Origin of the sequence: Aquimarina aquimarini (assembly GCF_900299535.1) — a bacterium.
Classification (GTDB): domain Bacteria; phylum Bacteroidota; class Bacteroidia; order Flavobacteriales; family Flavobacteriaceae; genus Aquimarina; species Aquimarina aquimarini.
Map to the genome: position 1 here is coordinate 1 of NZ_OMKE01000034.1, position 25,327 is coordinate 25,327.

Annotated in this window: 23 protein-coding genes; 15 read left to right on the plus strand and 8 right to left on the minus strand. The window is 30.9% G+C overall.

The annotated features are described in order from the left end of the window. From DG508_RS14045 to DG508_RS14105, 13 genes are all read left to right on the plus strand, one after another. Positions 1–197, plus strand: a 197-nt coding sequence (locus tag DG508_RS14045; protein ID WP_234418236.1) for a hypothetical protein, incomplete at its 5' end; no start/stop codon positions are given. Between the two features lie 196 nt (positions 198–393). Continuing rightward, entirely contained in the window at positions 394–1,134 is a 741-nt protein-coding gene (locus DG508_RS14050) for a potassium channel family protein (RefSeq protein WP_159090836.1), read from the plus strand. A 104-nt stretch (positions 1,135–1,238) separates the two neighbouring features. Next, positions 1,239–2,267: a helix-turn-helix domain-containing protein gene (locus tag DG508_RS14055; protein WP_108868756.1), complete on the plus strand. Its 1,029-nt coding sequence runs from the start codon at positions 1,239–1,241 to the stop codon at positions 2,265–2,267. A gap of 196 nt (positions 2,268–2,463) precedes the next feature. Continuing rightward, entirely contained in the window at positions 2,464–3,231 is a 768-nt protein-coding gene (locus tag DG508_RS14060; RefSeq protein WP_108868757.1) for a type 1 glutamine amidotransferase domain-containing protein, read from the plus strand. 349 nt (positions 3,232–3,580) lie between these two features. Further along, complete coding sequence (locus DG508_RS14065) at positions 3,581–4,720, plus strand: serine hydrolase domain-containing protein (protein ID WP_159090837.1); 1,140 nt, start codon at positions 3,581–3,583, stop codon at positions 4,718–4,720. A 20-nt stretch (positions 4,721–4,740) separates the two neighbouring features. Continuing rightward, entirely contained in the window at positions 4,741–5,157 is a 417-nt protein-coding gene (locus DG508_RS14070) for a nuclear transport factor 2 family protein (protein ID WP_108868759.1), read from the plus strand. 6 nt (positions 5,158–5,163) lie between these two features. Continuing rightward, the gene (locus DG508_RS14075; protein ID WP_108868760.1) at positions 5,164–6,270 is read left to right on the plus strand and encodes a serine hydrolase domain-containing protein; all 1,107 of its coding nucleotides are present in this window, start codon (positions 5,164–5,166) and stop codon (positions 6,268–6,270) included. An 11-nt stretch (positions 6,271–6,281) separates the two neighbouring features. Then, positions 6,282–6,731, plus strand: coding sequence for a YybH family protein (locus tag DG508_RS14080; protein ID WP_108868761.1), 450 nt, complete (start codon positions 6,282–6,284; stop codon positions 6,729–6,731). A 53-nt stretch (positions 6,732–6,784) separates the two neighbouring features. Beyond that, entirely contained in the window at positions 6,785–8,527 is a 1,743-nt protein-coding gene (locus tag DG508_RS14085; RefSeq protein ID WP_108868762.1) for a CocE/NonD family hydrolase, read from the plus strand. A gap of 294 nt (positions 8,528–8,821) precedes the next feature. Next, positions 8,822–9,367 carry a hypothetical protein gene (locus tag DG508_RS14090; RefSeq protein WP_108868763.1) on the plus strand — a complete coding sequence of 182 codons (546 nt, stop codon included), beginning with the start codon at positions 8,822–8,824 and terminating at the stop codon, positions 9,365–9,367. Positions 9,368–9,686: 319 nt separating this feature from the next. Beyond that, on the plus strand, positions 9,687–10,661 hold the full coding sequence (locus tag DG508_RS14095) for a ribonucleotide-diphosphate reductase subunit beta (RefSeq protein ID WP_108868764.1): 975 nt from the start codon (positions 9,687–9,689) through the stop codon (positions 10,659–10,661). A gap of 10 nt (positions 10,662–10,671) precedes the next feature. Beyond that, positions 10,672–12,333 (plus strand): ribonucleoside-diphosphate reductase subunit alpha, encoded by a 1,662-nt coding sequence (locus tag DG508_RS14100; protein ID WP_255412574.1) that lies wholly within the window; start codon positions 10,672–10,674, stop codon positions 12,331–12,333. A 30-nt stretch (positions 12,334–12,363) separates the two neighbouring features. Further along, a complete protein-coding gene (locus DG508_RS14105; RefSeq protein WP_108868766.1) occupies positions 12,364–13,854 on the plus strand; it encodes an acyl-CoA dehydrogenase family protein in 1,491 nt (496 codons plus the stop codon). Positions 13,855–13,940: 86 nt separating this feature from the next. Here DG508_RS14105 and DG508_RS14110 read toward each other — a convergent pair whose 3' ends face one another. The 5 genes from DG508_RS14110 to DG508_RS14130 form a co-directional block, all read right to left on the minus strand. Then, positions 13,941–14,633: a LytR/AlgR family response regulator transcription factor gene (locus tag DG508_RS14110; protein ID WP_103866188.1), complete on the minus strand. Its 693-nt coding sequence runs from the start codon at positions 14,631–14,633 to the stop codon at positions 13,941–13,943. Beyond that, on the minus strand, positions 14,633–15,661 hold the full coding sequence (locus DG508_RS14115) for a sensor histidine kinase (RefSeq protein ID WP_108868767.1): 1,029 nt from the start codon (positions 15,659–15,661) through the stop codon (positions 14,633–14,635). Before DG508_RS14115 ends, DG508_RS14110 begins: the two co-directional genes overlap by 1 nt. 123 nt (positions 15,662–15,784) lie before the next feature. Continuing rightward, positions 15,785–16,237 carry a GNAT family N-acetyltransferase gene (locus tag DG508_RS14120; RefSeq protein WP_108868768.1) on the minus strand — a complete coding sequence of 151 codons (453 nt, stop codon included), beginning with the start codon at positions 16,235–16,237 and terminating at the stop codon, positions 15,785–15,787. Positions 16,238–16,333: 96 nt separating this feature from the next. Further along, the gene (locus DG508_RS14125; RefSeq protein ID WP_108868769.1) at positions 16,334–16,963 is read right to left on the minus strand and encodes a leucine-rich repeat domain-containing protein; all 630 of its coding nucleotides are present in this window, start codon (positions 16,961–16,963) and stop codon (positions 16,334–16,336) included. A 402-nt stretch (positions 16,964–17,365) separates the two neighbouring features. Continuing rightward, entirely contained in the window at positions 17,366–18,763 is a 1,398-nt protein-coding gene (locus DG508_RS14130) for a serine hydrolase (protein ID WP_108868770.1), read from the minus strand. A gap of 351 nt (positions 18,764–19,114) precedes the next feature. Between DG508_RS14130 and DG508_RS14135 the strand changes: the two genes are divergently transcribed. Then, positions 19,115–21,493, plus strand: coding sequence for a TonB-dependent receptor (locus DG508_RS14135; RefSeq protein ID WP_108868771.1), 2,379 nt, complete (start codon positions 19,115–19,117; stop codon positions 21,491–21,493). A gap of 39 nt (positions 21,494–21,532) precedes the next feature. Beyond that, positions 21,533–22,756, plus strand: a complete 1,224-nt coding sequence (locus DG508_RS14140; RefSeq protein ID WP_108868772.1) for a DUF4374 domain-containing protein — start codon at positions 21,533–21,535, stop codon at positions 22,754–22,756. 140 nt (positions 22,757–22,896) lie between these two features. On the opposite strand, the gene DG508_RS14145 is transcribed toward DG508_RS14140, so the two are convergent. Genes DG508_RS14145 through DG508_RS14155 form a run of 3 tightly spaced genes read right to left on the minus strand, consistent with a single transcriptional unit; the run spans position 22,897 to position 25,325 of the window. Next, positions 22,897–23,298, minus strand: coding sequence for a hypothetical protein (locus DG508_RS14145; RefSeq protein ID WP_108868773.1), 402 nt, complete (start codon positions 23,296–23,298; stop codon positions 22,897–22,899). Positions 23,299–23,323: 25 nt separating this feature from the next. Beyond that, on the minus strand, positions 23,324–25,036 hold the full coding sequence (locus DG508_RS14150; RefSeq protein ID WP_108868774.1) for a PepSY-associated TM helix domain-containing protein: 1,713 nt from the start codon (positions 25,034–25,036) through the stop codon (positions 23,324–23,326). A 4-nt stretch (positions 25,037–25,040) separates the two neighbouring features. Further along, positions 25,041–25,325, minus strand: a complete 285-nt coding sequence (locus DG508_RS14155; protein ID WP_108868775.1) for a hypothetical protein — start codon at positions 25,323–25,325, stop codon at positions 25,041–25,043. Positions 25,326–25,327 lie beyond the last annotated feature (2 nt).

Here is a 25,327-nt window from a genome sequence, read left to right on the forward strand (position 1 = left end):
AAATCAAGCTGTATATACCTATTGAGCATACTGTGATCAATATGAAGTTCTATCTAGAAAAAGAATTACCGATCTATGTAGAGAAGGTAAAGGACGAAGACATGACAGAATATCTTAGGTTTTTTCTTGATTTTAGGTTTTTAGAAAGCCCACATATTTCAATAATAGCCACAGAATTTTTAGAGAAAAAGGCATAGGTTATAAACTGCTGAGGCTATAGAAGATGGTACAAAACTACCCCCTGTACCAGAAGAATTGGGGGCGGTGGTGAATGATGTTGATGAGTTTATTCCTTTGCTTTAATAAGATGAATGAAGGCAAAAATTAGGTAACTTTGGGGAGCGTGTAGTTGAAGATATGTTGCGTAAAGATGGGGGCAACGATTTTTATAACATGCAAAACAATTCTGGTAATGGTGTTGATATTGTTGCCAAGGATAAAAACGCTACTACAAATATGATAGATAAGCTTTATGCATACCGTTTTGAGATTTTCTTTTTTAGCCAGATAACTATTCTTTTTGGGTCGTTGGTCTTTCCTTTGATCTTGTTTGAGAATATTGTATCTCCAATTTTATTTTTAATCAACCTTATGGCAGGAATTTTATTACTGTCAAAAAATAAAAAAGCAGCCCTGTTTTTTTGTGGGTTATTGGTTGTGACAGGCGTTTCTATTGGATCTTATTTACTAGATGATCCACCTTATGAGCGGGTTTTCAATTTTATAAAAATGGGAAGCTACTTTTTATTTTATGTGGTGGTTACTTTTGAAATTATCAAACAAGTTTGGCAAGCAGAATTAGTAAATAAAAATGTGATTTTGGGGCTAATAAGTGGTTATATCTCGTTGGGACTCATTGGTTTTTTTATTTGTTTAAGTATAGAGATGACACATCATGGTTCATTTGCAGGGATAATTATAGACCCCTCTAATCCCGAAACAATAACTCAGGAATTGATGTATTATAGTTATATTACTATTTTGACCATTGGTTATGGTGATATACTACCAGTAACAGATTTGGCAAAAAAGGCAGCAATACTTATAGGGCTAGTAGGACAATTTTATATGATGATTATAACAGCAATTGTTGTAGGTAAATATATAAATCAGCTATATGGTATTAAAAAGTAGTTTTGTGTTCTACAAGTGTTTTATTAGAATATAATTATAAAGAACCTTATTTTCTGTTACTTTGTAGCAGAGATATACATTTGTATTTTTGACCCTATTGTTATATGAACTTTGAAACTCAAATATTATTCTTATTTAGTGCTTTAGGAGCGTTTAATGGGTTTGTATTAAGCATTTTTTTTGCTTTTTTTTCTAAACTGAAACATCCTTCAAATTATTTCTTGGGAGCCCTTTTATTTGTCGTCAGCATTAGAATTATAAAATCTGTTTTTCTGTATTTTAATTCTAATTTATCAGGAGTATTTGTTCAAATAGGAATCTCTGCCTGTGTCTTAATAGGGCCATTACTATACTTGTATATACATACAATGATCAAAGAAAGGAGTACAAAAAAATGGGGGTATCATATTATTCCTTTTTTGTTGGTAATTGGTGTACTAGGGATCATATACCCATATTGGCCCAATAGAACTCTATGGTCAAAATACCTGATCAAAGGGATTTATTTTCAATGGTTATTATATATAATACTATCGGGGATATTACTGAAAGATGTTTTAAAAGGTATGTTAACTAAAGAAAGAAAAACCAAAGAAGAGAATATATGGATGGTAAGTATTTTTCTAGGGGTTTTTATCATTTGGATAGCATATAATACCACCTCATATACATCGTATATCGCTGGTGCCTTATCATTCTCATTTGTTTTTTACTTATTAATATTATTGTGGTTTTTTAAGAAGAAAAAAGAAACCTCTTTTTTGGGGAGGCAGGTCAAATATGCCAATAAAAAAATAGACGAATCAGAAGCAGAAGTGATCAAGCGAAAGCTAGAAGAATCAATAAGAGATAAAAAAATGTTCAAAAACCCCAATCTCAAATTAATTGATCTAGCCAATGAGATTGATATAGTACCACATCAACTATCTCAATTTTTAAATGATAATTTAGGCAAAAGTTTTTCTTTGTTTATAAACGAATATAGAATTCAGGAAGCCAAACGTCTTTTGGTAGAAGAAACAAAATACACTACAGAAGCTATAGGATATGAATGTGGCTTTAATTCTAAATCTACATTTTTTACAACCTTTAAAAAAATTGTAGGAACAACCCCAGCTACATATAAGAAATAATCTTTTTTTTGCTATAAGAGCTTTGTTTATAGGTGTTTAATTCTGTGAATACAGGTAGAGATCTATAGAAGAGAGATTGGCGATCTGCACAATGTTTTATAGAAAATGGTTCAGAATTATAAATCAGTACTTCTAATTTATAAATAGAAAACCTTTTTTACTGCAATTATAAGATATTGCAGTAAAACTTTTTAGAATGCTAAAAATTAGATGTTTACTATTAGTTGTTTTTCTATGGATGAGTTGTACTGTTTCATGCCAAGAAAGCAATACAAAAAACAATAAAATACTCTTTGTTGTATCCAATCAACATACATATGGAACTACGACGATGAATACCGCTAATCATTTTGCTGAGATTGTAGAAGCATACCATGTATTCGTGAACTCAGGATATAAAGTGGATTTTGTAAGTCCAGAAGGAGGAGCAGTTCCTATTGGATATATAAAAACATCAGATAGCATTCAGAAAAAATATATTTATGATGCTACATTCATGAATTTACTTAAAAAAACATTCAAACCAGAAGATATTGAAGCATCAAATTATAAGGCTGTATATTACAGCGGAGGGGGAGCAGCAATGTTTGGTGTTCCAGAAAATGAAATGATTCAAAATATTTCAACTCATATCTACCAAAACAATGGAATCATATCAGCCATTTGTCATGGAACCGCAGGGATTGTGAATCTAAAAATGAAAGACGGTACCTACTTATACCAAGGAAAACAAGTAAATGGCTACCCTGATATTTTTGAAAACAAAGAGAAAGCCTATTATAAAACATTTCCCTTTTCTATAGAAGAAACAATTAATAAGAATGGCGGGAATTTTATGTATTCAAAAAACGGATGGGATAAACATTACATCATAGACGGGAGATTGATAACAGGGCAAGATCCTACTGCATCAGCCTCTGTAGCACTGCAAGTGGTCAAAATGCTGAAAAAAAATAACTTGTAGTATGATGATTGTATAAAAATACGCCTATGTACAGAAATTATTCGCTTATGCATTTTTATTTGGGGTATGGGTGAATAAGGAAATACATTTATGAATATACTTAAAAAAATATTGAACCCGGAACACATTCAAACATCAAATTATAAGGCTGTTTATTACAGAAGAGGGGGGAAGCAGCAATGTTTGGTGTTCCGGAAAATAAAACGACTCAGAATATTTTGAACTCAGAACTATAAAACAATGAGATAAACATTATACCGTAGACAAGAAATTGATAACAAGTCAAGACCCTATTGATATCAAAATCTATAGCTCTACAAATTGTCAAAATGTAGCAAAAACAAATTGTATGATAAAAAGTCAGATTACCCCTATACTATTTATTATCTTATTATTGGCAACTGTGTGTAGTCACAGTTGCCAACCACAAACAGAGAAGGAATTACTCAACACATCAATAAAAGAGAATGCTAGAAAGTTACTAGAAGATTATAGACTTAATGCTGTATCTATAGCAGTATATGCTAATGGAGTTGGTTATACAGAACATTTTGGTGAATTAGATAAAGGAAAAGCTAATAGCCCTACCAATGAAACACTCTATGAGGTTGCATCGGTAACCAAAACAATGACAGGATATTTGGTAGCCAAAGCGGTTACAGAGGCTAAGCTAAAATTGACAGACCCTATCACCAAGTATATAGGAAATGCATATCAACATCTCTCATACAACAAAAAACCAATTACAATTCAAGATTTATTAACACATACTAGTGGGTTACCTCTAAACATAGAAGGAGTTGATGAACTATATATAAATCCATCCCGTAGCTCATATACAAAAGCACAAGAATTACTCACATATTATCCCAAAGACTCATTGTTGAATACACTAAAAAAAATAAAACTTGAGTATTTACCAGGAGCGCAGTATTCATATTCAAATGTAGCCCCCAATGTATTAGCACATATTTTGGAGGTAGTGTATAAAAAACCTTTTGATGACGTATTGCAAGAGTACCTTTTTGAGCCTGCAATGATGGATAATACAAAGATCAATCTTACAAATGAAGAGCAGGAGCTTTTGGCAAACGGGCATAATGCAAAAGGAGAAGTAATGCCCAATTTCAAAAAACCAATCAAATTATGGGGAGCAGCAGGCAGGGCAAAATCAAATGCTACAGATATGTTGAATTATATAAAATTTCAATTAAACGATCAAAACCCTGTAGTCAAAGAATCTCATACCAAACTATTTAGAGATTTAGAAAATTTATGGATTGGTTATTTCTGGGAAATATTAGAAGATAAAGACGGGATGCATATAGAACATCATGGCGGTATTTACGGAACCCAAAACTGGCTAATTATATATCCTGAACATGATTTTGGAATTTCGATAATAGCAAATTCAAGTTTCCCCGACGCCAATCGATTATTGAAACAAACGGCATTACATATTTTTAAAGATTTTAAAAACAACTATTAATTATAAATAATAATCTGATAATGAGTAAAATAATTTTCACCCTAGCAATGTATATAACTAGTATGGCATTTGGTATCGCACAGGATTCAGACTACAGTCTCGTAGAAAAAACAGTGTCTTATTATTTAGATGGAGGAACCAATAATGACTTTGAAACTTTAAAAAAGGCATTTCATAAAGATGCAACGATGAAGTTTATCTCAAAAGGAGTATACAAAGAAGTGAATGCATTAGAATTCTTTAAAAAAGTAATAAAACCAGGGCCAAAAAATGATAGAAAAACAAAGATTGCTTATATCAATGTAGCAGGTAATACAGCAAGCGCAAAATTAGAAATAGAATATCCAACATTTATGTTTATAGACTATATGAACCTGTTAAAAATAGATGGAGAATGGAAAGTTGTAAGTAAAATTTTTTATAGAAAAGCTGGATAAAATATAATGAAGAGGAAAACTAATAGCTACAAGACCGTATTTTTTTGTGTAGTCATCAATACATTTATTTCTGGATGTGTACAAAAAAACGAGACTTCTAATGAAATTGAATTAACTCAGGAATCTATAGTAGAAAAAGAAATTGACAAAGTACTAAACATACAATTTCAAAAAGGAAAACTTAATGGGAATATCTTAGTCTTAAAAAATAAAAAAATACTTTATGAGCGATCATTTGGCTATTCAGATGGTACAAAAAAGACAGTATTAACCAAAGATTATCGTTTTAATATTGGTTCTGTTTATAAAGAATTTCCTGCTGTAGCAATCATGCAATTGCAAGAAAAAAAACTGTTGGAATTGGATGATAAAATAAAAAAATATTTACCATATCTACCAGAATGGTCCTCCAAAATAACCATAAAACACTTGTTACAGTATTCTAGTGGATTACCCAAGGTAAAATGGGGCGATTATTTTCGTAAAAATATAAGCATGAGTAACGAAGATGTTTTTAGAGATATTCAAAAAATAAAAAAGCTGGAGTTTGAGCCTGGAACGGATTATTTATATACAAATAACAGTCCAATTCTATTGATGAATATAGTTGAGAAAATCACACAACAAAGTTTTGAAAATTACGCAACCAAAAACCTGTTTATTCCTTATGGATTAGAGCATACACTTATTAAAGATCAGTACCCGTATACAGATAAAGAATTAATGGCAATCCCTTTTAATGCTGAGTTTAATGAAGATACTTATAAAGTATCAGTAACAAGTGTGTTGTTTAGCTCAACAACAAAGGATATGTATCATTGGTTCAAAAACTTAGATGCTTTTAATATTATTACTAAAAAATCAGTACAATTTCTCTCTGAAACCGTAAAAGAAGGAGATGATATAGAATCTCCTCTAGGGCTAGGAGAGTGGGAAAATGATAAAATTATAGAACATTCTCATCAAGGATCTACAGCCAATTATGAATGTTTAATACGTAGGTTTAAACAAGATGATTTTACAATTATCATATTGACAAATCAGAGAAATAAGAATGTATATGATATTTCAGATAGTATTATTAAGGTGATTTCAAGTAATAACAACTCATAAAAAACAATAAGATGAAAGTAATAATAACGGTTTTAATTGTAGTCTTTACCTATACTCATGGATTTTCACAAACCTATATTGGCGATAAAGAAGAGATCAACCAGATTATAGAAAACACTCAAAACTTTTCAAAATATGTAATGAACTCTAATTATGAGATGTTAGGGAAAGCATACACAGAGAACGCAAAAATATTTCCTCAAAAAGGAAAGATTATAGAAGGAACAAAAGGTATTTTAGGCTATTGGAGGCTACCTGAAGGAATAGAGACAAGTTATCATAAAATTACTCAGATAGAAATAAAAATTGTAGGAGATACAGCCTATGATTATGGCTATTATGAAGGAATAACCAAAAAAACAAACGGAGAAGAAAATTCGTGGAAAGGGAAGTATGTAATCGTTTGGAAAAAAGAAAACAATATCTGGAAAATTTATTTAGATATTTGGAATAACATCTAATCAAAATAATAGTTGTAAAATCAGAATGGTATTTAAACTCAAACATATAATAAATGAAGATATTATTTAAAATAGTACTCCTGTTTCTGATAAGTTGTAACACTTCAAATCAGAAAAAAGAACTGACAACAGAAACAGCGGCACAGGTAGTATACAAAGTAGAGGATGTTTTGATCAAAACTCAGAATGGAGCAACCATTTCTGCCATGATAGTTCAGCATAAAGATACAGAGACACCAAAACCAGTAATACTTCAATATACCATATATGTAAGAGATAAAGGTAGAGATATTAAAACATTAAAAGAACTCGCAGACAGAGGGTATGTAGCGGTAATAGCTTACACCAGAGGTAAAAGATTTAGTCCTGATGAGATATACCCATATGAGCATGTTGCAGAAGATAGCTATGATGTAATAGATTGGGTAAGTAAACAAAAATGGTGTAATGGCAGTATCGGAATGTTTGGAGGGAGCTATAATGGATTTTCACAATGGGCGGCCACAAAAAAAATACATCCTGCCCTAAAAACCATAGTTCCATATGTAGCAAACAGACCAGGAAAAGGATTGCCAATAGAAAATAATGTTTTTATCACTCCTAATTATTCATGGTCATTGTATGTGGGTAATAATAAATATCTGGATACAATTGTGGGTAATGACAGGCAACGTTTTAGACAAATGCAGAATAAGTGGTGGGAATCTGGTGTTGCATTCAAAAAAATAGACAGTATCGATGGTACACCAAATAAATATTTTCAGCGCTGGATACAACACCCTTCATTTGATGAATATTGGCAAAAAATGACTCCATATAAAACAGAGTTTGCAAATATCAATATTCCCATTTTATCTATAGATGGATATTACAACGATTCACAAAACTCGAGCCTATCCTATGTAAGAGATCATTATACATATAATACAAAAGCAAATCATTATGTGATTATTGGTCCCTATGGACATTTTGGAGCGCAAAGAAAAGGAGATTCTATTTTACAGGGGTATAAAGTAGATAAAGGAGCATTAATCGATACAAAAAAAATTACCTATCAGTGGTTAGATTACATTCTTAAAAAAGGAGATAAGCCCCAAATATTAAAAGATAAAATCAACTATCAGGTTATGGGAGCCAGTGAATGGCGTGGTGCTCCATCTATAGATAAAATGAGTAATGACTCTTTGCGATTGTATCTAACCAAAAAGAAATCAGGAGCGTTTTATGCATTACACTCCAAAAAACCGATAAACCAAAAACACTTATATCAAGAAGTTGATTTTAAAGATAGAGAAACAGGTAATAACGACTATTATCCCGATCCAATTATTAGAGATGACATTGATACCAGTAACGGTTTTAATTTTATAAGTAAACCTCTTACAGAAGAAATTGTGATTAATGGATCCTTTTCTGGAAAAATAATGGCAAGTATCAATAAAAAAGATATGGATATTGGTGTTACACTATATGAGTTGAGACCTGATGGCACATATTTTCACCTTTCTTATTTCTTAGGCCGAGCAAGCTATGCAAAAGATGATAGTAAGAGAAACCTTTTGACTCCAAATACAAAAGAGGTGATACCATTTATAAATACACATCTGGTCAGTAAAAAACTAGAAAAAGGAAGCCGTTTGGTAGTATATCTCAATGTCAATAAAAACTCTTTTTCTCCATTAAATTATGGAACAGGAAAGGCGGTGATGGATGAAACAATCCTTGATGCAAAAGAGCCATTAAAAGTAAAATGGTATAATGATAGTTTTGTAACTATTCCTATTTGGAAAGAATAAATAAAAGCAAGCAAATAATCTGTTACGGTTGTGGTAGAGGAGAAAAGCCAGAAAATGAATTCATGATGGTTTTTTCTTTTAACCCATTGATATATAGGTTTGCAGATAGAGTGATCATAAAAAATTGTACATTTAAGAAAATAGAAAGATGAGGTCGTATTGATCGTGAGTTTTGTTTGTATTAACAATGATGCACAAAACCTGAGTTCTGTTGTTTTATCCAACAATGTTTGCAACTGATAAGGTAGAACTAAGACAAAAAAAAAGGAATACGAATAGTTTTAAAACAAAAATATGAAACCCCAGAAAGTATATTACCTGAGTGATGGATCTAGAATGACTTTTATAATTCTAGGAATTGTTGTTGTTTGTGCAGCTCTTTTTTTCTTGAAATGGTCATTTGATGAAATTGAATTCAAATTTGAATTAGGGAATTTATTAACCATTGCAGGAGCTCTTTTATGTCTTAATTTGGCATATAAAGGCATCAAAAAGTTATACAATATGATTAGGTATAATATACCAATTATAGAATTGTATGATACATTTATGGTTGTGGCATTATATCCTGGAGGGAAATATACATTTGCTTACAAAGCTTTATTTGGAAAGTTTAGTTATTCAAAAATTAATTTTGAAAATATAGAGTCTGTTTATAGGAATAAAAAGTTGATTAGGATGGATTATTCTAGAGTGCAAGGATATACATTTATAACAGGAACTATTGATGATAAAAAATACGATATTCCAACAATTATTGGAGCAATAGGAAGTTCAAGTTATCTCAATTTGAAAATTAGATTAAATCAAGAAAATTTTGATGTAAGCAAAATGATTTAGAATAGTAGCTAGTAGCCTAAATCAAAATAAAATAGGTGAAAATTTTATCAAAAATAGTACCTCTCAAGATCAATAAATTTAGAGGAGGTACAAAAACAAACAAAGGGGCTTAGCCCCTTTGTTTGTTGGTAAAAACCGTAACAACACTTCGTCTGTTAACAAATCTGTTGACAAGTAAAAAACCTCTTTATTTTATTTAGACTTAATATAAATAAATTTGTAATCTCACATAAATTGTACAATTAGGATCATTGGATTTTGTACAATTAATTCAATCGAGTAGGGCATAATTATTTAATCCATTTAAACAGAAAAAGGCATGAGTATTTTTGATGAAAGAATAGCGTATAAACCATTTGAATATCCTGGAGTATTAGAATTTATAAATGCCCTTAATCACACTTATTGGGTACATTCTGAAGTTGATTTTACAGGAGATATTCAAGATTTTAAAGTAGCGCTAGACGCTACAGAACAACATGCTATTAAAAATACCTTATTAGCCATTGCCCAGATAGAAGTAACAGTAAAAGCTTTTTGGGGAAACTTATACAATGTATTACCCAAACCAGAATTTAATGGACTGGGAAGCACCTTTGCCGAATGTGAATTCAGACATTCTGAAGCATACTCAAGATTATTAGAAGTTTTAAATTTAAACAGTGATTTTGAAAATGCATTAGAAATCCCTGCTCTCAAATCAAGAGTATCCCTATTAAAAAAATATTTAAAACTAGCTCCAGGACATACAAAACAAGATTTTGCATTATCTCTAGCCGTATTTTCACTTTTTATAGAAAATGTATCTCTATTCAGTCAGTTTGCTATTATTTTATCCTTTACACGATTCAAAGGATTACTAAAAAATACGAGTAATATTATTGCTTGGACATCAAAAGATGAACAAATTCATGCTCAGGCAGGGATGTATATTTTCAATATAATCAAAGAAGAATTCCCAGAGTTTTTTAATGAAGAAACAATTCAACTAATCCAATCTGCCGCTATAGATTCTATAGAAACAGAAGAAGGTATTCTAGATTGGATTTTTGAGCAAGGAGAATTGTCTCATTTATCAAAATCACAATTAGTCACCTTTATGAAATTTAGGGTGAATGACAGTTTAAAAGCGATTGGTATTCCAGCCGTTTTTGAAATCGACAAAACCGAGATTGATAGTATGCTATGGTTTGAAGAGGAAATTTTTGCCAATACCCATGATGACTTTTTTGCAAAACGACCTGTAGATTATACAAAGCATAATCAATCTTTTACTGCGAACGACCTATTTTAAGAACAATACAATAAGAATCAATATGAAACCATACCGCTGGATGTCAGAAGAATCCCATATTATGTTAAAAAGGGGATATCTTCTAGAAGGAGAAACTATAGAAGATGCTGTTTACAGAATTACTCAAGCAGCAGCAGAACGATTAAATAAGCCAGAGTTACGAGTTAAGTTTGAAGAGCTTATCTCCAACGGGTGGATGTCATTATCCTCTCCTATATGGGCCAATATGGGAACAAAAAGAGGATTGCCTATTTCGTGTTTTGGGTCGTATACAGAAGATACTATCCAAGGAATTACGCATAGTTTGAGTGAATCGATAATGATGACAAAAATGGGAGGTGGAACCTCTGGATATTTTGGAGCATTACGTTCTAGAGGATCAGAGATTACAGAAAACGGTACTTCGTCTGGACCAGTATCTTTTTTGAGAATGTTTGACGCAATGGTGGATACCATTTCGCAAGGAGCAGTGCGTAGAGGAGCTTTTGCCGCATATTTAGATATAGATCACCCTGATTGTGCAGAATTACTAAATATAAAAGATGTAGGTAACCCCATACAGAACTTATTTTTTGGAGTCTGTATTCCTGATTATTGGATGCAAGAAATGATTGATGGTGATATGGAAAAAAGAGCTCTTTGGGCCAAAGTGTTAAAATCTAGACAAGCCAAAGGATTGCCATACATACAATTTTCTGATACCGTCAATAAAAATGCGGCAGACGTATATCAGGATAAAGAGATGAGAATATATAATTCTAACTTATGTGCAGAGATTGCTTTACCAGCTAGTAAAGATGAATCTTTTGTATGTTGCTTGGCCTCTATGAATATGGAGTTGTATGATGAATGGGCTACTACAGATGCGGTACAAACTGCCGTTTGGTTTTTGGATGCAATCATGGAAGAGTTTATAGTCAAAAGTGAAGGAATGCACTATATGGAAAGGCCTCATAGATTTGCAAAAAGGCATCGTGCTTTGGGATTAGGAGTAATGGGGTATCATGCGTATTTGCAAAAAAACTCAATTCCTTTTGAATCTTTTGAAGCAAAACAATTTACAGCCAAGTTTTTTAAAGAATTAGAAGAAAAAGCGTTAGAAGCTTCTAAGCTCTTGGCAGAAGAATATGGAGAACCTGAACTTCTAAAAGGATATGGAAGAAGAAACACTACGCTTATGGCAATAGCGCCCACCACATCCTCCTCTTCTATATTAGGGCAAACCTCACCAGGAATAGAACCTTATAATAGTAATTATTATAAAGTTGGTCTGGCAAAAGGAAACTTTACCAGAAAAAATAAATTTTTACAGTCATTACTGAAATCAAAAGGGTTAGACCTACCAGAAATATGGAGCTCCATCTTAATGAAACACGGATCAGTACAACACTTAGAAGGGTTGACAGAGCATGAGAAAAAAGTGTTCAGAACATTTAAAGAGATTAATCCATACGAAATTATTACCCAAGCCTCTATAAGGCAGAAGTATATAGATCAAAGTCAGTCATTGAATATAAACATCCCTCCTGATGTATCGATCAAAGAGGTAAATAAATTAATGATCGAAGCATGGAAACTAGGGGTGAAATCACTATATTATCAGCGCTCAGAATCAGTAGCGCACAAATTAGTAAATTCATTAAAAGATAGCTGTGAAGCCTGCGCATCATAACAAGATCTTAACTTAAATAGCAGAAATAAAATGCATAAAAATTTTAAAGAATATCTTAAAGATTTTGAAGATGTTTTAAAAAACGTATTTCATCAACGATATGATATCAATCAATTCAGTAAAGAAAGAAGTTTGCCAGTCGTTGCTCTTAGAGATATTATGTCAAAATCACCTTTATCTGTAGCAATCCCAGAGGAGTTTGGCGGTAGAGGATTAAAAGTAAAAGAATGCCTTAGCATTTTGTCAGCAGCTTCATATGAGTCTCTGGCTTTATCATTGACATTTGGAATTAACATTGCCTTGTTCTTAGAACCAGTAGCAAAATATGCAAATGCGTCTATAAAAAATGATATTTTCAAGCGATTTTTAGAAAAACAAAATATGGGAGGTTTGATGATAACCGAACCTGATTTTGGAAGTGATGCACTAAGCATGCAAACTTATAATAAAAAAGAAGGAGATAACTATTCTGTAAAAGGAACCAAGCATTGGCAGGGACTTACAGGAATGGCAGATTATTGGCTGATTACTTCTCGAGGACAGAATAGTGATGGTAGCTTAAAAAGAGATATTGATTTTTTTGTTTGTGATGTCACAAAGCCTAATCAACAAATAATTGTAGAAGAATATTATGATAATTTGGGACTTTATATGATTCCTTACGGAAAAAACAAAGTAGATGTACAAATCCCTTCTCAATATAAGCTAGAACCACAAACCTCGGGAGTAAAAATGATGTTAGATGTTCTACATAGAAGTAGAATGCAATTTCCAGGGATGGGACTAGGGTTTATAAAAAGAATGCTGGACGAATGTATAAAGCATTGTAATGAGAGAATTGTAGGAGGAAAAAAACTAATCGATCTCGATCAAATTCAATATCAAATATCAAGAGTTCAAAGCAGTTTTACTATCGCCTCGGCAATGTGTTTTAGGAGTAGTAACCATAGTGGTATAGAGAATGATTTGGCAAATGAAGGAGTAGAAGCAAATACAATGAAAGCTTATATAACCGATTTGATGCAAGAAGCCGCACAAACATTAACACAATTGTCTGGCTCCAAAGGGTATCATATGGATAATATAGGAGGTAGAGGAATTATGGATAGTAGAGCTTTTCAGATATTTGAAGGATCTAATGAAATGCTATATACTCAAATTACAGAAATCATAAGTAAACTTATGAAACGTAAAAAGGAGTTTAATATCTATAATTTTCTTAAAGATTTTAATCTTACCAATAAATCATATTCATATTTCAAAAAAGATATAGAATTCGTTTTTACTTTGGGATTAAAACAGAGAAAAATGATTGACCTAGGAAAAGTTTTCTCTAGAATTATTTCTTTTAATTTTGTTTTAGAAATGGAAGAAAAAGGATTTCGTAAAGATTTGGTAGAAAACTGCTTAGAAATATTAAAATTAGATGTTTCTCAGTTAATTAATTCTTTTCACTCTAAAAATACAGTTATTCAAATAGAAGAATACCAAGAGAATAGCCATTGGTATAATTTTGTGTAGATATATAATGTATTTAGATATATTACAAAACCCTTCTTTTATAGAGAAGGGTTTTGTGGTTAATGATATTTCTGTAAAAAATAAGCTTAAACACCATCATTTAAATAATGAGTCATAAAATACTTTTTATATGCTCTACCAATAGGAATAACGGTATTCGTTAAATAAACTGTATTACCCGAAACCTTTACTAAATATTGAATATTTATTAAGTAAGATTTGTGTACCTGACAGAAATAATTACTGTCTAATTTTTCTAACCAGTGTTTTAGAGAGTTTTTGCTTATGTGTGTTTTTTGCGCTGTAATTATTTCTGTGTAATCAGCATCTGATTTGATATGAATGATATCTGAAGCTTTTAGTTTTATCAGTTCATATCCAGATTTTATATAAATAGTTTCTAAAAGGTCTTTGGGTTTCTTTTCTTTTTGAAGTACCTGCAATTTTGAAATAGCTTGTAAAAACCGTTCATATGAGATAGGTTTCAATAAATAATCGATTACATTATATTGATAGCTTTCTAATGCATAATCAGAAAATGCAGTAGTAAGTATTACGTTTGGATGATTAGGTGTCGATTTTAAAAAATCAATACCCGAGACTTTAGGTAAATGTATGTCCAGAAAAATTACGTCTATTTGATTCTCTTTCAGATATGCGGTAGCCTTTATGGTATCTGCAAAAGTCTCTTTAAGTGTAAGTGTATCAGTATCCGAAATGTATTTTTTCAAAATACGTTGTGCAGGCGGTTGATCTTCTATGATAATACAATGTAACATTATTTAATAGATTTTAGCTGGACAGTCAATGTCACTTCAAAAAGATTGTTGATGTCAGTAATTTGTAACTCATGCGTATTAGGATATAGTAATTGTAATCTTTTTTTTACATTAACTAAGCCAATGCCATGAGAGAGCATGGATGTATTGGTATTAGGTAAAAAACTGTTCTTACAACAAAAAGTAAGCAGACCAGTTTCTGTAACCTTTGTTTCTATATCAATTATAATATTTTCAGATTGACTTGCAGTACTATGTTTAAAAGCATTTTCTATAAAAACAATTAATATTAATGGAGCTATAACATAATCAGGAGATATGATCTCTGTATTGAAACGAATATCTCCTCTATGGCCTATTTGTAACTCATGAAGAGCAGTATAATTTTGTAAATGATCTATTTCTTTGATAAGAGAAACAAAATTTCCCTTACAATCATATAGCATATATCGTAAAACAGATGATAACTCTAAAATAATGGACGGAGTCTTTGGCGATTCTTCGATAGCATGTGCATATAAATTATTTAAATTATTAAATAGAAAATGTGGATTTATCTGAGATTTTAGAAACTGTAACTCACTTTCTTGAACTAGGTTTTTTAGTTTCTCAATTTCACGCTGTTTACTGTTGAAATCCCAAGCAAACTTGCACCCTACAAAAAAACCAATTATAGGGAGTGTCTCTATAAGAGTAAATAATACCCCTGGAAAATAAGTTCCTCTTGTATATGGAAAATATATCGGTTCCAATATAAATTCATCAACCATAATAACAATTGAAACTATTAGAGACATTGCAATAAAAAAGAGAAAAAATTTCTTTTTAGAATATATTTTAGGCAACAATACATAGTTAATAATCATTGCTGCAAAGGCATAGTTTAAGAAAAAAGAAACTTTGTAAGGAGCTATTTTTATAGAATCATCTTGACTATATGAGTAAAAAATAAATGATATTACAGCCGCTATTATCTGAAAAATAATCTCAGGAAAATTGTTTTTTAAGAAGGTAAAACCCTTTGTCATAGTACAAAAATATCTTTAATAAAATCAACAATACTTTAATATATAAAGCCAAATCAAAAAATAGTGATATAATTAAAAGCTGAAAAACCAACACAAGTATGAATAATAATATTTGTATAACCTTTATTTTAGTAATTTCTCAAAACATTTGCTATTCTCAACGTTTTGATATTGTCCATAATTAGAAATTAACTTGTATGAGTTTTTTTTATATAACCTAATGGCTTCAGGCTGTTTAATGCCTGTCTCTAAAATGCATCTTTTATATTGTAATTCAGAAGCCCATTTTTCAAGCTCAGAAAGGATAACTGAAGCTAATCCTTTTCCTCTATATTCAGGAAGGGTAAACATTCTTTTTATTTCCATAGCATTTTTATCGTATTCTTTTATAGCTCCACAAGCTACAGGAAGTTTATTCTCATATACTACCACAACATGTTTAATCTCATCTATTTTATTGAATTGAGCAAAAAAAGAATGTTCATCGCCATCCCTTTCAGCTAAATCAAAATCAAGCAATTTTACAAGTTTACTAAAATCATTATTTCGAGAATTTGTTCTTATTGTTTCTGTCAAGTTACTTTTGGTTTAGGTTATTTATAAGGTCCCTTGTATGACGAGTTTGCTTCCTAAAGGGGCTATGAGTTATAGACAAATTATTGTAGCTAAGTTTTAATTACCAAAATAATGAGGTAATAATTTTTTAATTTTTTTTAATTCTTCATCTGAAAATTTAGCATGAGAAAAATAAAGATTTTCTAGTTTAGTCAATTTTTTTATAGATTCAGGAAGTGTTATTAGTGGATTAAAATCTAAATTAAGTGTTTTTAAATTAATTAAGTTTCCAATTGATTTTGGAAGGCTTGTTAATCCATTAGCTTTTAATCCTAGATATTCAAGTTGTGTCATTTTACCAATTTTCTCAGGTATGATCTTTAATTTATTTCCTCCTATCTCAAAATGTTTAATTTTTTTCATTTCAAAAATGAAATCAGGTATTTTTTCAAACCTATTATGATGAACTCTTAAGGATTCAAGATTAACTAATTTTTTAATATCTTGAGGAAGTTCTTTAAGTGCTTTATCTCTAATTTGTAATTCTTTTACACTTTCAGGATTTTTTAAAGCTTCCTCCAGCGAATAATATGTTATTGTTGTTTCATCTTGGATTTTCAAAACTTTTTTATTCATAGAAGGTTCAGTTTCCTCTATATTGGTTTCAATTCCCTCTATTATTATTTCTTCCTGAGAATGAATACTGTTAAATAATAATAGTAAATAGATTAAAATGTAGCTTTTCATAAATTTTAGCGTGTTAAGAGTTTGTTTATGTTTTAACGAATGCTAAATTAATTTTTTAGTAATTATTTCTTTATATTTTATTCAATTTTACTCATTCCAACTCTTATTTTCCATTAGCTACATACTGAATATTTTTGAGGTCTATTAGGAATTAGCTATAACATTAAATATTTGATTACTTTGCAAATAGACAACGACATTTCGATTAAGTACTAATCACCTTATTTACTATATATAGTGCGGCTGTTGCACGACTCGAAATATTTTTAGAATTATCCTTTATGGTTTCCTAAACAACCCCAACTAACTGATTTTTAAAACTAATTATTTAGGACTTCGTTTAAGATTTTAGTTTACTATCAAAAAAGATAGTTGTGCAACAGCTACTAATGTTGTAGCCAGTTATTTTTTTAGTATGTTGTTAATCTTCTTAATTATCTCCTCGGCATTTCTGTTTTTTGGGTTTAATACTAATGATTTATTATAGTTTAATAAAGCTAAATCATATTGTTTATTTTTATAGTAAGCTTCTCCTAAGCTATCGTATACGTTTGCATTGTCAGGAAATTCAGAAACAGCTAATTTGAATATTTCTATACTTTCATTCACTTTTTTTGATGATAATAAATCATAACCAAGTCCATTTAACTCCTCTGGGTTTTCAAAACTGTAGATATTTGAACTGCTTTCTTTTAAGTCGTAATAATACTTAATGCCTAAATCAATATTTTCATGACATTTATTACGGATTTGTCTATAGATAGATTTTTTGGGCAAACTAAAAGATTTTCCTTTCACTATATTATGCACAGATTGAATTATTTTAAAGGATTGGTTTTTATTGTTGGACATTAAAATAATATTAAGATCATTCTTGAATTCACTAATAAAAGCTGCTTCAAATTGATAGAATTGACCACCATGAATATGTGTTGTGAATTGGTCATCAGATGAGCCCAGAATACACTTTTTATCTTTAAAATATTGGTTTTGAAGAAGTGTTTTTAGTGATTCTTTAGAAATTAATTTATTGTTATGTAAAGCAGTAATCCATTTATTCAAATCATCGATTGAGACCCATAACCAACCTTTACTTGGGGAAGTTTCAGCAGTATTTTGCTTATGTACGTCAAAACATCTAACCCTATTTGGATACTCATAATCAAGATCAAACCCTACATCTGTCATTTTTAAAGGAGTAATAATATTCTCCTCTGCAAACTCTTGAAATGTTTTTTTTGTAACATTTTCGATAATTTTTTTTTGAAGAAAAATACTATTGTTATTATAATTAAAACCTGTACCTGGTTCAAACATTAAATTGGGTGCAAGTTGTAAATCTTTTAAAATATCTTGATCATTTTTTACATTATCATAATCAATTTTAGGAACCCCACTAACGTAGTTTAAAAGATGTTTTATGGTGATTTTTTTAGACCACCCTGGTAGCCCTAAATCAAATTGAGAAAGTTTATCGTCTAAGTGTAAATCACCTTTCTCAATTAACATCATAATAGAAACAGCAACAAATTCTTTTGCAATTGAACCTGGACTGAAAATAGAGTTTTTTGTTAGTTTAGTTTGCCCTGAACCATCTGTATATCCAAATGATTTTTGATATACAACAGAGTCATTTCTTGTAACTAAAACATTGCCATTAAAAATACCTCTTTCATGACTAATCTGCATAAGCGAATCAATAGTTTCATGGTGTTTTAAAAAGGGCTGAGTGTCTTGTTCTTGTGCGTTGATAAATCCTAAAAAAGATAAAGAAAGGATGAGAATAATATATTTGTTCATGTTTGTATATAGTTTTATATACAAAGGATAAGATAGTTTTTAAATTGTTACAGTTTTTCTATAATTGGCTACAAATAAAATATATACATAATAAAAGCAATTCTGCATATACTAATTATAATAACTTACCTCAAGGCAAGTCTGCCAAGTATTCGTTTGAAACAAACTTTTAATTTTGAAGCAAGAGACAGAACATTAAAACTTCATTTAGTAAGTAAAAGTAGAAAGTCTCAAAAGCTATTTATGTAAAATGACGTTCATGGGGTATAAAATGTCGTTTACAGATTTGTTCTTTCTCAAATCACTTTTATTATAGATTTTTGCAATTAATTCATATTTAGTCTAAATTAAATGAACAGAATTTTTAGGGCTTTAATAACAACAACTTTGTTTGTTTGTTTTATTGCTAATTTGTCAGCACAAGTAGTTTCTTCTTCGATTATTGGTACCGTTTTGGATAGTCAAAATCAACCAGCCATAGGGATAACCATCTTTTTAAAAGGTACAAATCAAGGAACAGCAACCAATACAGATGGAACCTTTGTATTGAATAAAGTACAATCAAATACACCATATACCTTGGTGATTTCAGGAATAGGATATAAAGAACAATATAAAGAAGTTGTACTTACCCCAGGACAAGAATTAGTTTTGTCAATAGTTTTGAAAGAGGACTTAACAGAAATTGACGAAATTGTAGTACAAGGAAAGAGTAATGCTACTCAGATCAAAGAAAAAAGTTTTACAGTAAATTCTATAGCAACAAAAAAACTTCAAAATATTACAACTGATGTAAATCAGGTGCTCAACCAAACATCAGGTATTAGAATTAAAGAATCAGGAGGTCTTGGATCTCGATATGAATTTTCTTTAAATGGTCTCTCAGGAAGACAAGTGCGTATTTTTGTAGATGATATTCCCGTAGATCAATTAGGTAGTTCTTTCAACCTTAATAACCTTACTGTAAATCTTGTAGATCGTATTGATGTTTATAAAGGAGTTGTACCTATAAAACTAGGAGCTGATGCCCTTGGAGGAGCTGTAAATATAATTACCAATAAAAAAGCAAATTCATTTCTGGATGCTTCCTATAGTATAGGATCTTTTAATACACACAGAGCTGCATTGAATAGTAAATATAGATTTCAAGAAAGTGGCTTGACTTTTAAAGCAACTGGTTTTTATAATTATAGTGATAATAACTATCAAATGAATGACCAACCTGTTTTTGTAAACGGAGAAGAGCAAGAGTTAGACATAGAGCGTTTTCATGATCAATATACCTCAGCTATGGGTAATTTTGGTGTAGGTTTTACCAATGTAAAATGGGCTGATAATCTAATGGCAAAAATATCAGTAGCAACCATTGAACAAGAAATACAAAGTGGAATTTATGGTACTCCTGTTGGCGAAGCTACCGAAGAAGAGAATAACACGACCTATAGTATAGAATATTCTAAGACAAAGCTACTCAATGATAAATTAGATGTGAATCTATTTGTTCTGTATAATGAGGTTGCTAGTAAGAGTATTGATACCTCTTCAAATCGATATGACTGGCAAGGTAACATTGTACGTACAGAAAATAATAACCTTGGTGAACTGGTGCGAGAAAAAACAATCTTTGAGTATGATCAAACCCAATTTTTATATAGAGCATATGCAACATATGATCTTGCCAAGTCACATCAAATAAGTGTAAATCATATTGGCTCTATGATTGAAAGGAAAGGAGAAAATAGGTTGAACGCTAAAAATAATGAACCATTTAGATCCCCAAATACGTTGAATACAACAGTGAGCGGATTAGGATATCAAACGGTGTTTTTTGATAGTAAATTAGAAAATGTAGCATCTCTCAAGTATTATAATTTTGATATGCTTACTAAGAATGCAGTACAGTTTCAACATAATGAATTTGGAATTCAAGATATAAGAACTTCTCAGCAACATATAGGATATGCATTTTCTAGTAGATATTTTATACAACCTCAATGGTATATAAAAGCTTCTTATGAAAAAGGGTACCGTATTCCACAACCTATAGAAATTTTTGGAGATGGGTTACGTATTTTGGCAAACCCAAACTTAGAACCAGAAACAAGTCATAACCTAAATATAGGAATGACACACCGACTGAATACAAATAGTAAATGGTCTTTGAGAAATGAAATTAATCTGTTTCAGAGAGATGTAGATAATTTTATTTTTATACAGCAATTCGGAGTTTTTAGCACCTATGAGAATGTACTTAATGTACTGATAAAAGGAGTAGAATATGATGTTCAGTATTCTAGAGAAAAACTTACCCTTAGTGGTAACCTTACATGGCAGCAGGTACTCAATAATGAAAAATATGTGGCAGGAACAACGACAAGGAGTAGAGTGTATAGAGATAAGATGCCAAATACACCCTATTTGTTTGCCAATGTAAATGCCAATTTCAATTTTGGAAAGATTTTTTCAAAAATAGATATGTCTATGTACTATGCGGCAAATTATGTACATGAGTATTTTCTTAATTATCCCAGTATATCTATAACAGAAACCAAAAATATAATACCCAACCAATTTTTAAGCCATATAGGAACTACATTTTCTGCAGTTGAAAACACGTATAATCTAAGTGTTGAATTGCGCAATGTCTTTAATGCAGAAGCCTATGATAATTTTAACCTCCAGAAACCAGGAAGAGCTGTGTTTCTAAAATTCAGATACTTCCTAAAGTAATAATAATCTATAGTAAAACTAAGTATTAAAATTGTAAACATGAAAAAACAAATAACAAATCTGGCCGTAATTTTTGGAATATTACTACTAGTAAGCGCGTGTAGTAAAGACGATGATAATCCAGTACCTAATGGTGGAAATGATGGGAACGGTGGAGAGAAAAAAGAGTTTAGCTACCTTTTGGCATTAAGCCTTCCTACGATTGATTCATACCCTTTTCATATACTAAAAGATGTAGAAGAAGGTACTGCCGATATTGATAAATCACAAGAAATCCCTGATTTACCATACAATGTACCTGTAGTAGGAAAAGACGGTTTTATTTATTTGAATTCTGCCGAGAAATTAACTAAATATGAAGTTGATGAAAATGGTATCCTGGTAGATATAGGATCTGTTACCAATTTAGGAATTAGTGGTGGTCCTGTTTTTGAGTTTTTAGATGATACTAGATTATTGATTTCTAGTGGACCAAGATCTACATCTGATGGTGTTTTTTCTTATCAAATTATAAATACCAAAAATATGACTGAGGAATCTAATGGAACCATAACGCTTCCAGTTGATCCAAACTCACAAGCAGTACCTTCAGCATATATACATAAAGATGGTAAAATCTTTGTTCCTTACATACATTCTGATGAGAATTTTGCATCTTATAACAGGGCACCAGTTGCAATTTTTGATGCAACCACATTCAATTATGAAAAAACAATATATACAGAAAATGCGGCAGGACTTGGGTTTAGCGTAGTATCTTCTCATGGATTTGCAGAAAACGGTGATCTGTATATTGCAGCGTGTAATACAAACTATTGGGCATCAAATGAAACGATTCCTTCAGGAATTGTAAAAATAAAAGCAGGAGAATCAGAGTTTGATAATTCTTATTTCTTCAACCTTACAGAAAAATTTAGTGGTAATCATACAGGAGGGTTTTTATATTTAGGTAGTAATAAAGCTTTGGTACAGGTGTTTAGAGGAGATCTTATTCAAGAATATAAAGATTATCAAGGAGGATTTGTAATAGAATATCATTTGATAGATTTAATTACAAAAACAACAGAAAAATTAAATCTTCCGTTATTAAAATACCCAAGAAGAGCGATGGAACTTATAGGAGACGGTAAAGTTGCTATTGTTGGAAATACAGAAAATGATGGTAATAATATCTATATTTATGATTCTGCTACAAATAGCGTGAGCATAGGGTTAAAGTATGAAGGTACACAGCAGATATCAACTTTTATGACGTTTAGATAATATTTTCTAATACATAAAACGAGTTTAAGCATAAAAATAAATGAAGCCAAATACTGTAAAAAGTATTTGGCTTCTTTGTCTAAATATAAAAAGAATGAAAGTTCAGGTTTTAAGTTTTTGTATATATAAGCACGATATGCTTACATGAGATTTTCTTTTTTCCACCTAATTATTAGTGGTATTATTATTGCATTTACAATAACAATAAATAGTAATAAGATGATTTGAGAATAATTAGAAAACCCAGCACCTAGAGTTTCTGCTAAATGTGCTGTATTAAGTAATACAAGCACTATGGCATAAACCAAAGAAAATATCTTAAAGGTATTGTTTGCATAAAATAATGTTATAAATGCAATAACCATAGGTAGTATCATGGCTAGAATATGAATGATATGAACCGCTATCGGAACTCCATCATTAAAAGGTTTTTCTGGTAATGATTTAAAAAAAATACTTTCTCCAACCTCTAGAGTATTGTGTGTGACAACTCCAAGTGTGATTAGTATCCATGAGACTATAATTTTTTGTTGTGTATTCAATTGTTTGTGTTTTTAATTAATTTGTTTAATTATTTGTGCTGATTGATTCATTCATTGCTAGTATAGGAGTATCAATAACCTCTTGATGATTCCTGTTTTTTGAGGTACTGTTTTTTGTTTTTCTTTTATCTTTATGAGACACTAGTCGCTGTACAGAAAAAGCAGTAATCAAAGAAATGACACCTAATAGAAGCCAACTAATATCAATAAAAAAAGAATCGATATAGTTAGACTGTAAAGAGGTCCAAAACCATAATCCAGACTGTAGCCCATTTAGAAACGGAATAGCAATTCCCAATATACCTGCCAAAATCAGTGCATGTTTATTAATTTTATGAAAATCCTTAGAGATAAAAGCATATAATGTATAAGCTAACCAGAAAAGGAAGAATGCATTACTCATTAGCCCGAAACGATTTTCGATATCAAGAGGAATGATTTTGGTAATACAAAAAAAGAAGGCTATAGCAGGAAACAATCCCATACTTGCACCCAGATATATTGCCCCTATTGCTGTGTTGAACTTTTTCTTTTTCTCATACATTTTATTATTTCTGGCCTCAAGCCATAACATAACTCCCGATAAAATAACAAAACAGGTAATTAACGACAGTAGAAAGTAAATAGTCTTTACCAAATATCCACCAAACTGAGCAAAATGTAATTTTCGTACGGTATGCAAAACACTACTTTTGTATGGGTGTGTTTCTGGCATTTTCTTTTCTACTATCTTACCATCTCTTAATCGATATGTGATATAAGCATCATCATAAAAGTTACCTTCTTTTTTTACTCGAAACTCTGCCATTATATGAGCATTCTTATCGTTGTAATTGCTAACATTAACAGAAGCTAATACAGTGTCATCAATATGTAGTTCTTTACGTGCATTTTGAATTAATTGATTAATGTTTGGCCTTTCTAAATGAGTTTCATTAGCCATATCAAAGGTTTTGTATGCAGGAGCTATATATTCTAATAACTTACCCTGATCTCCACCAAATAATACTATTGTAGAGGGTAGCAAAACAAGTATTACTAATCCAAATAATGCTCCCGTAACCGCATACATAAATTGAAAAGGAAGACCTATAATTCCTAAAGCTACATGCGCATCAGACCATAAATTTTTGATAGATGCTTTTAGTCGAAATGTAAAAAAATTAGAAACTATTTTTTTCCAGTGTATTATAGTCCCAGTGATGATCGCAAATAAGAAGAATAAAGAAACCAATCCTGAAATATAAAGTCCTACTTTAGGAATTTGATCAAAATAATGTAAGTGATATAAAAAAGTGCCTAAATATTCTGTGGATTCTGCACTGTATTGATCGACAATTTGATAAGTATCAGGGTCGATTTTTACAGAGATAGGACCGTTAGCTTCAACCTTGGCTTCAGAGTAATTTTTTTGCTCTTTTTTTTGAGTATTAGTATTCTTTTCTGCTCTAAGCGGACGTGAAATGACCATAATAAAAGGCAGAGGGTTATCCATCATTTGGATAAAAAAGGTTCGTCCGTCCATAACATACCCTTTTTTCTTGATAGTAGTCAGTGTTTTTTCGTAGTCTACTGTAAGTTTTTCTTTGTTTTTTGCATTAGCCTCCCATTTGTTGATATTAGTTTGGAAAAGAGCAAAAGCTCCAGCAAAAAAACATACAAAAAGTCCAACACTGATAACAATACCACTTACAGTATGTGTATTGAAAAAAACATTATAATTCCGTTTATCTTTCATCAAATTAGTTTTTTGCCATATAAATCCCTGCTACAGAAATAGAAATGATGAATAAAAAGATCCCCCAGGATTTCCATGGACTTTTTATCCAATACACCATGATCATAAAAAATCCCCACAGTATAAAAACAGAAAAAAGAGAGGTAGGGATAATGTATTCAAAACCAACCCAAATTGCCAATGCTAGATGTAGTGTTACAGATGCTAACATAGCGCCTAGTATGGTGGCAGATATTTTACTGAATTTTATCCAATTAGAAGTGGTAAGATATTTTTTATTGGCAGGCATAA